A 6,381-nucleotide genomic window follows, 5' to 3' on the forward strand; every position below is an offset into this window, starting at 1 on the left:
CGCCCCTGAAAGGGGCGCGGGGCTGTGTCGATTTGCGGCTCCGCCGCGTGGGCGCGACCAGCCACAGCCAACCCGCAGGGAATCCACCCCCAAGGGCACTCACCCCACCGCACACCTTCCGGAGGAGATTCCGTGGAGATTGCGAGCCGGAAACCTACGCACCCGTAAGAATTGTGTCCCGACCCACCCCATTGAAGCCGCAAATAAGCTCGTGACCAGCACATACAACACAGCGAACTGACAAGCCACCGCCACTCCCGCGGCAGCGCGACGTGGGGTAGCTTTCACGGCGCTGTGCGGAGCGCCACAAGGAGCGGGGATTGCGCGAGTTCACCAACCCTCCGTTGGCGTCGGCGCCGCCGGTGGGCGGCCTGGCCGATGCCGTCTACGACCATGCCCGGGAGGACCCGCTCTATGTCGCGCTCGGCCGCAAGGACGAGCACGGCCAGTGGCGCGATGTGACCTCCGCGGAGTTCCGCGACGAAGTGCTGGCTCTCGCCAAGGGATTGCTTGCCCAAGGCATCCGGTTCGGCGACCGGGTCGCGATCATGTCCCGTACGCGCTACGAGTGGACCCTCTTCGACTACGCCCTGTGGTCCATCGGCGCCCAGGTCGTGCCGATCTACCCCACGAGCTCGGCCGAGCAGGTCTTCTGGACGCTGCACGACTCGCAGGTGTCGGCCGCGATGGTCGAGCACGAGGACCACGCGATGACGATCGCCACCGTCATCGACCGGCTGCCGATGATGCGCCGGCTCTGGCAGCTGGACGCGGGCGCGGTGCAGGAGCTGTACGAGGCGGGCGCGCACCTCGACGACGAGGTGGTGCACCGGCACCGGCGCGCGGTCACACCCGACTCGATCGCGACGATCATCTACACCTCCGGAACCACCGGCCGCCCCAAGGGCTGTGTCATCACGCACGGCAACTTCATGTTCGAGTCGGACACGGCCATCGAGCGCTGGGAGCCGCTGTTCCACTCGAAGAAGGGCGACCAGGCGGCCACGCTGCTGTTCCTGCCGCTGGCGCATGTCTTCGGGCGGATGGTGCAGGTCGCCGCCATCCGCGGCCGGGTCAAGTTCGGACACCAGCCGCAGCTCAACGCGGCAGCCCTGCTGCCCGATCTGGCGGCCTTCCAGCCGACGTTCTTCCTCGCGGTGCCGTACATCTTCGAGAAGGTCTTCAACGCGGCGCGCAGGAAGGCCGAGCGGGAGGGCAAGGCGGGCCCGTTCGAGAAGGCCGTCGAGGTCGCCGTGCGGTACGCGGACGCCGTTGAGGCCAAGGCCTGGGGCATCGGGCCCGGCCCCTCGGCGGCCCTGCGGGTGCAGCACCAGCTCTTCGACAAGCTCGTCTACTCCAAGATCCGCGAGGCGATGGGCGGCCGGATGAAGCACGCCATGTCCGGCGGTTCGGCGATGGACCGGCGGCTCGGGCTGTTCTTCGCGGGCGCGGGCGTCCAGATCTACGAGGGGTACGGCCTCACCGAGACCACCGCCGCGGCGACCGCCAACCCGCCCGAGCGCACCCGGTACGGCACCGTGGGGCAGCCGTTCCCCGGCACCACCGTGCACATCGCGGACGACGGCGAGATCTGGCTGCGCGGCCCCAATGTCTTCCAGGGCTACCTCAACGACCCCAAGTCCACCGACGCGGCCCTGCACGACGGCTGGCTGGCCACCGGTGACCTGGGCTCGCTCGACGAGGACGGCTATCTCACGATCACCGGGCGCAAGAAGGAGATCCTGGTGACGTCCGGCGGCAAGAGCGTCTCGCCCGCGCAGCTGGAGGAGCGGGTGCGGGACCATCCGCTGGTCGCGCAGTGCATCCTCGTCGGCAATGACCGGCCGTACATCGCGGCGCTCGTCACGCTGGACGGGGAGGCCGTCGAGCACTGGCTCCAGATGCACGACAAGCCGAAGCTGACCCCGGCCGAGCTGGTGCGCGACCCGGACCTGGAGACCGAGGTGCGCCGGGCGGTGGTGGCGGCGAACACACTGGTGTCGCAGGCCGAATCGATCCGTACGTTCCGGATACTCGCCCACCAGTTCACCGAGGAGCACGGGCTGTTGACGCCTTCGCTGAAGCTGAAGCGGAAGGCGATCGAGAAGGCGTACGCGTCGGAGGTCGAGGCGCTGTACCGGGCTTGAAGTGCTCTCCCGTCATGAGACAGCTCGCTGACCTGGTGTTCTGTAGTCTGTCTCACCGTGTGACATGGAAGATCCGTCGGGGCGGAGAGCCGCTGGCCGGTAGATCCAGACCATGAGTCCGTCCAATGACAGTGCACAGCCAGGTCGGTGTCCGAGTCGCTGGACTGACTGAGGCTGGAACTTCGACCTGGACGACGAACTGCGCTCGTGGCTCCAGGAGTCCCACGACACGGTGGGCCCCAGAGGGAACCGTGATGGCCGGATGCCGTCTGTTCACGGGTGGGTCAACGCCAATAGCCTGTGCGACCTTCGCGTCTGGGAGGTCTCGTGAACGGTCTCCGTGCGGTCATTGTCTGCCTTGTGATCGCGTGTGCCGCGGTCGTGTCGCCGGCCGCGGCGGTGACGCCAAGTTGGTCGGCGCTGCCGGTGCCGGCGGCGGCCCCGCCGGTGACCGTGTCCGATCTCGCCGCCCGCGGGCCGGGCGAGGCGTGGGCGACCGGGTACGAGCACGCCGCCGATGGAGTGCGGCCGATGCTGTACCGGTGGGACGGCACGGCGTGGAGCCGGGACACCACCTTCCCCGGCGCCGGTGAGTCGGGCTGGCTCGGCAAGGTGCAGTTCGTCGGCGAGGAGGTGTGGATCTTCCACAACCGCGTGGGAGCGGGGGAGATCCTGCGCCGGTCGGCGGGAGGGTGGAGTGCCGTCCCGCTGCCGCAGACCCTGTGGACCTACCAGGACTTCACCGCGGTACCGGGTGCCGCGTGGGTGGTCGGTGAGGACGACACCGGGCTGAAGGTGTTGCACTACGACGGTTCCGGCTGGACCACACAGTCCACCCCGGACGGTGTGCTGTACCTGATGGGGATCACCGCGCGTACGGCCACCGACGCCTGGGCCTGGGCGGACACCAGCACCGGGACCACCATCCTGCGCTGGGACGGCACGGCGTGGCAGGACGCGAAGGTGTCGCTGCCGCCGAACAGCAACGTGCACACGATCTTGCTCGAACCATCCGGCCGGGTCACGATCGGCGGCAGCCAGTACACCGACGGCGTGGCCCGCACCTACCTGATGACCTTCAACGGGCGTGCCTGGCGCACCACTTACCCACCGCTGGGCGACACCTACACCGAGGCCATGGTGCGCGGCCCGGACGGCGCGCTGTGGCTGCCGGTGCGCAGCGACCGGGCATTCCAGTCGAAGTACGCACGGGTAGACGGCTCCCGCACCACCTTCTCCTACGGCCCCGAGCGCACGAACGCGATCGACGTCAAACCGCGTGCACTGGCGAGGGCCGGGTCCGCACTGCTGTCCTTCGGGACCGTCGAGATCTACGGCTCGAAACCGAACCTGATGAGCGAGCGGCTGGGAGGCCGACCATGAGACGCCGACTACTCGTCGTGGCCCTCGCTGTCGCCATGACCATCCTGGCCATCATGACCCCGGCCGCGGCGGAAACCCCGTCCTGGCAACACGTTCCGGTCCCGGCACAGGTACGCCCCCAGGCCGGGCTGAACGAGGCCGTGGCGTTCGGGCCGGACCGGGCGTGGGCGGTGGGCGCGGACGCCGTCGGTCGCGAGGCGCCGGGCTTCCCGCTGCTGCTGCGCTGGGACGGAACCGCGTGGCAGCGCCAGAGTCTGCCCGGGATCGGCTGGCAGGGAGAGCTGTTGTCCGTCGCCGCGACCTCACCGACGGCGGTCTGGGCGGTCGGCCGCGACTCGGCGGGCGGCGCCCGCCTGCTCCGCTACGACGGAAAATCCTGGTCGATGAGCCGGCCGCCGAGCGGTGTCGTACTGACCAAAGTCGTCACGGGGGGCGGTGAGACCTGGCTGATCGGTTCGCGGGACGGCGCGCAGGTGCTGCTGCGCCGGGACGGGAGCGGCTGGCGGGACCTGCCGGTGCCGCCGGGAGCCGTGTACGGCCTGCACATCCTGGCGGCCGACGACGTATGGGCCGCGGGCGACACCGCCTCGGGTGCGGCCGTGTCGCACTGGAACGGGCAGGCGTGGCAGCAGACGATCGTGGACGGGTTCCCGCGGTCGGCCGTGGGCAGTGTGCTGGCGGTCTCGCCGACGGAGGTGTGGGCAGGGGGCACGGCCGGATTCGTCGGCGGCCCGGTGGGCCGGCCGATTCCGCCGCTGCTGGTCCGCTGGGACGGGCAGACGTGGAGCCGGGTGACCATGCCCACCGACTTCGGCTCGGTCAGCTCACTGGCGCCCACCCCGTCCGGCGAGCTGGGCTGGGTCGCGGTGTCCCGCTCGCAGAAGAGGGACCCGGACAGCTTCCCGCCGTTTGTCCCCGGGCCGGATTTCCTTGCCTGGAACGGGCAGTCGTTCACCGGGTACAGCGAGCCGACGGTGGCCGGGGAGGGTGAATCCTCGCGGCTGCAACTGGCGCCGGTGCCGGGCACGGCGTCGGTGTGGTCGGTCGGCCGCGCCGACGGTCCCGAGGGAACCTTCGCCCCGCGCATCCTGCGGTTCGGCTGAGCACCCCCAAGCCCAGGCCCTCGTACGAGAACCACGCTGTCGACAGACTGCCCAGGGATGGTCCGGCTCACGAGCAGGCCACCCGAAAAAGTGAGCCCCTTGATCAGGTGTCCTGTCGTACTGATGCTGTCCGTGGATCTTGTGCTGATCCGCGGGTTTGCCAGGATGGTTGAGAATTCTCCGCTCAGAGTTCTCAGTTGAGTTGGCCCTTGCAGAAATTCGCAGTAGACGGCCGGACGCGGACTGATCGCACGTCAGTGACCAGTGGGGGTAGATCTGTCAGCCTTGCCGGCCATTGTTTCCGCGATCGTCAGCAAGTCTGCGATCTGGGCGGCCAGTTCGGTGGGCACTGGTGTCTCGTCGCGGACTGCCTGGGTCCTACGCCACTCCAGGGCGGCGTCGATCGCCGGGCGCAGGTGCGGCCACCGACTGCTCGCCCACCTGGCGGCCTCGGCCTTGCCGACCTGGCCGCCTGTGGTCATCGTGAACACTGCCCGGCATGCTGTCAGGACGAGGTAGGCATGGCCTCCCGGTGGTGTGTCTCTGGGATCCGCTCGCGCAGCGACAGGGCTTCGGCGGCCACCACTGCGCGGACCTCGTCAACCGGTACCGGGCGCACCACGGACTCCACCGGCCTGCCGGTGAGGGTGGCGCCCGCGTCGCGGGCCTGCTGCCAGTTCAGCGCCCAGCTCCGGGTCGCCGGCGTCGTGTGCAGCGGTGAGCCCGGGGACACCGAGGCCAGCAGTGGCAGCCCACTGCTACCGCCGTCGGAGGGCGGTCGGCCGGACAGCACGGCGGCAGGCGCGTACACGAGGTCGATCCGGTCGACGAAGTCAGGATGTGTCTGCCAGAAGCGGTAGTGCGCGGTCTCCAGACGGCCCATCATGCTCTGGTCAACCGCGTCGGCGAAAGCCACCACCAGGTCGATGTCGCTGACCCCTTCGTCGAAGTCGCCACCGACCACCGACCCATAGAGGTAGACGCCCAGCAGTTGATCCCCGAGTGCCGACTGGATCTCGTCGAGCAGGCTGGGCAGGACTCGGCGCGCGCCGACCGGAAGTGCGACGAGAGCTGCCCCCGACTGCCGGCTGCGGCCGATGGCGCTATTGGGCGTCTGTTGCTGTTGCCGACCGTCCACGGGGACTACCGTGCCATGCCCCCGCTCCGCGGAACACGATGCGCCAGCCACAAGATCTGCGGCCGGGCCAACTGTGTCCCGAGATGTCCCGTCTCATTGGATCTTGCAGAGACAGGTCCGCTGACCTGCGGGGTGACGGGTTGCATGGCGACTCGGAGCACGGAGGGTGCGGAGTCCTGGAGGGGCTGAAGCGGGCGCCGAGTTTGCGTCTCATTGATCATGGCGAGACCGGTGCCTCCTGCCCGAGCAACGCCACGGTCACGAGCTCCTCCCAGAACGGGGCCTTGTCAGGATGGTGAGACGCTCTGCTCCAGGATTCGCAGTGAAGGTTGCAGTTTCCGGGCCAGTCCCGACGGGAGCTGGGGTGTCGGTCAGAAGCGTGTCACCAGCCGCAAGTAGGCCAGGGACCGGAAAGCCGTCAGTGTTGAGGCATTCCCGGCGGTGGATTGGCGTCGTCGAGTTGCTCGCGGACCTGGACGTTCACTGTGGGATGCGCGGCACCGCCGTCCGCGCCCAGGCCCGCGAGCAGGCGCAGCCCGTCCTCGGTGGGGCTGCCGGGGGCCGCGGACAGCACCAGCAGCTCCATGCCCGATTCATCCGGTAGTGCGAA

Annotated in this window: 5 protein-coding genes and 1 pseudogene; 3 read left to right on the plus strand and 3 right to left on the minus strand. The window is 69.2% G+C overall.

Annotated features, from left to right (window positions below):
• Positions 1–320 precede the first annotated feature (320 nt).
• The 3 genes from IEZ21_RS41490 to IEZ21_RS41500 all read left to right on the plus strand — a co-directional run bounded on the left by IEZ21_RS41490 (position 321) and on the right by IEZ21_RS41500 (position 4,633).
• The gene (locus IEZ21_RS41490) at positions 321–2,147 is read left to right on the plus strand and encodes an AMP-dependent synthetase/ligase (RefSeq protein WP_189326991.1); all 1,827 of its coding nucleotides are present in this window, start codon (positions 321–323) and stop codon (positions 2,145–2,147) included.
• Between the two features lie 327 nt (positions 2,148–2,474).
• Positions 2,475–3,530 (plus strand): hypothetical protein, encoded by a 1,056-nt coding sequence (locus tag IEZ21_RS41495; RefSeq protein ID WP_189326992.1) that lies wholly within the window; start codon positions 2,475–2,477, stop codon positions 3,528–3,530.
• Positions 3,527–4,633 carry a beta propeller repeat protein gene (locus tag IEZ21_RS41500; protein WP_189326993.1) on the plus strand — a complete coding sequence of 369 codons (1,107 nt, stop codon included), beginning with the start codon at positions 3,527–3,529 and terminating at the stop codon, positions 4,631–4,633. The genes IEZ21_RS41495 and IEZ21_RS41500 overlap by 4 nt, the downstream gene beginning before the upstream one ends.
• A 254-nt stretch (positions 4,634–4,887) precedes the next feature.
• Here IEZ21_RS41500 and IEZ21_RS41505 read toward each other — a convergent pair whose 3' ends face one another.
• From IEZ21_RS41505 to IEZ21_RS48155, 3 genes and pseudogenes are all read right to left on the minus strand, one after another.
• Positions 4,888–5,115, minus strand: coding sequence for a hypothetical protein (locus tag IEZ21_RS41505; RefSeq protein ID WP_246568728.1), 228 nt, complete (start codon positions 5,113–5,115; stop codon positions 4,888–4,890).
• Between the two features lie 23 nt (positions 5,116–5,138).
• A complete protein-coding gene (locus IEZ21_RS41510; RefSeq protein ID WP_189326995.1) occupies positions 5,139–5,771 on the minus strand; it encodes a nucleotidyltransferase domain-containing protein in 633 nt (210 codons plus the stop codon).
• A gap of 418 nt (positions 5,772–6,189) precedes the next feature.
• A pseudogene (locus IEZ21_RS48155) lies at positions 6,190–6,381 on the minus strand (hypothetical protein); the annotation flags it as partial.

Origin of the sequence: Streptomyces flaveus (assembly GCF_014647675.1) — a bacterium.
Classification (GTDB): Bacteria; Actinomycetota; Actinomycetes; order Streptomycetales; family Streptomycetaceae; genus Streptomyces; species Streptomyces flaveus.

Excerpts from the sequence above, each read along its gene's own strand:
- IEZ21_RS41500 (WP_189326993.1), top strand. The coding sequence starts at position 3,527 with ATGAGACGCCGACTACTCGTCGTGGCCCTCGCTGTCGCCATGACCATC.
- IEZ21_RS41505 (WP_246568728.1), bottom strand. The coding sequence starts at position 5,115 with ATGACCACAGGCGGCCAGGTCGGCAAGGCCGAGGCCGCCAGGTGGGCG.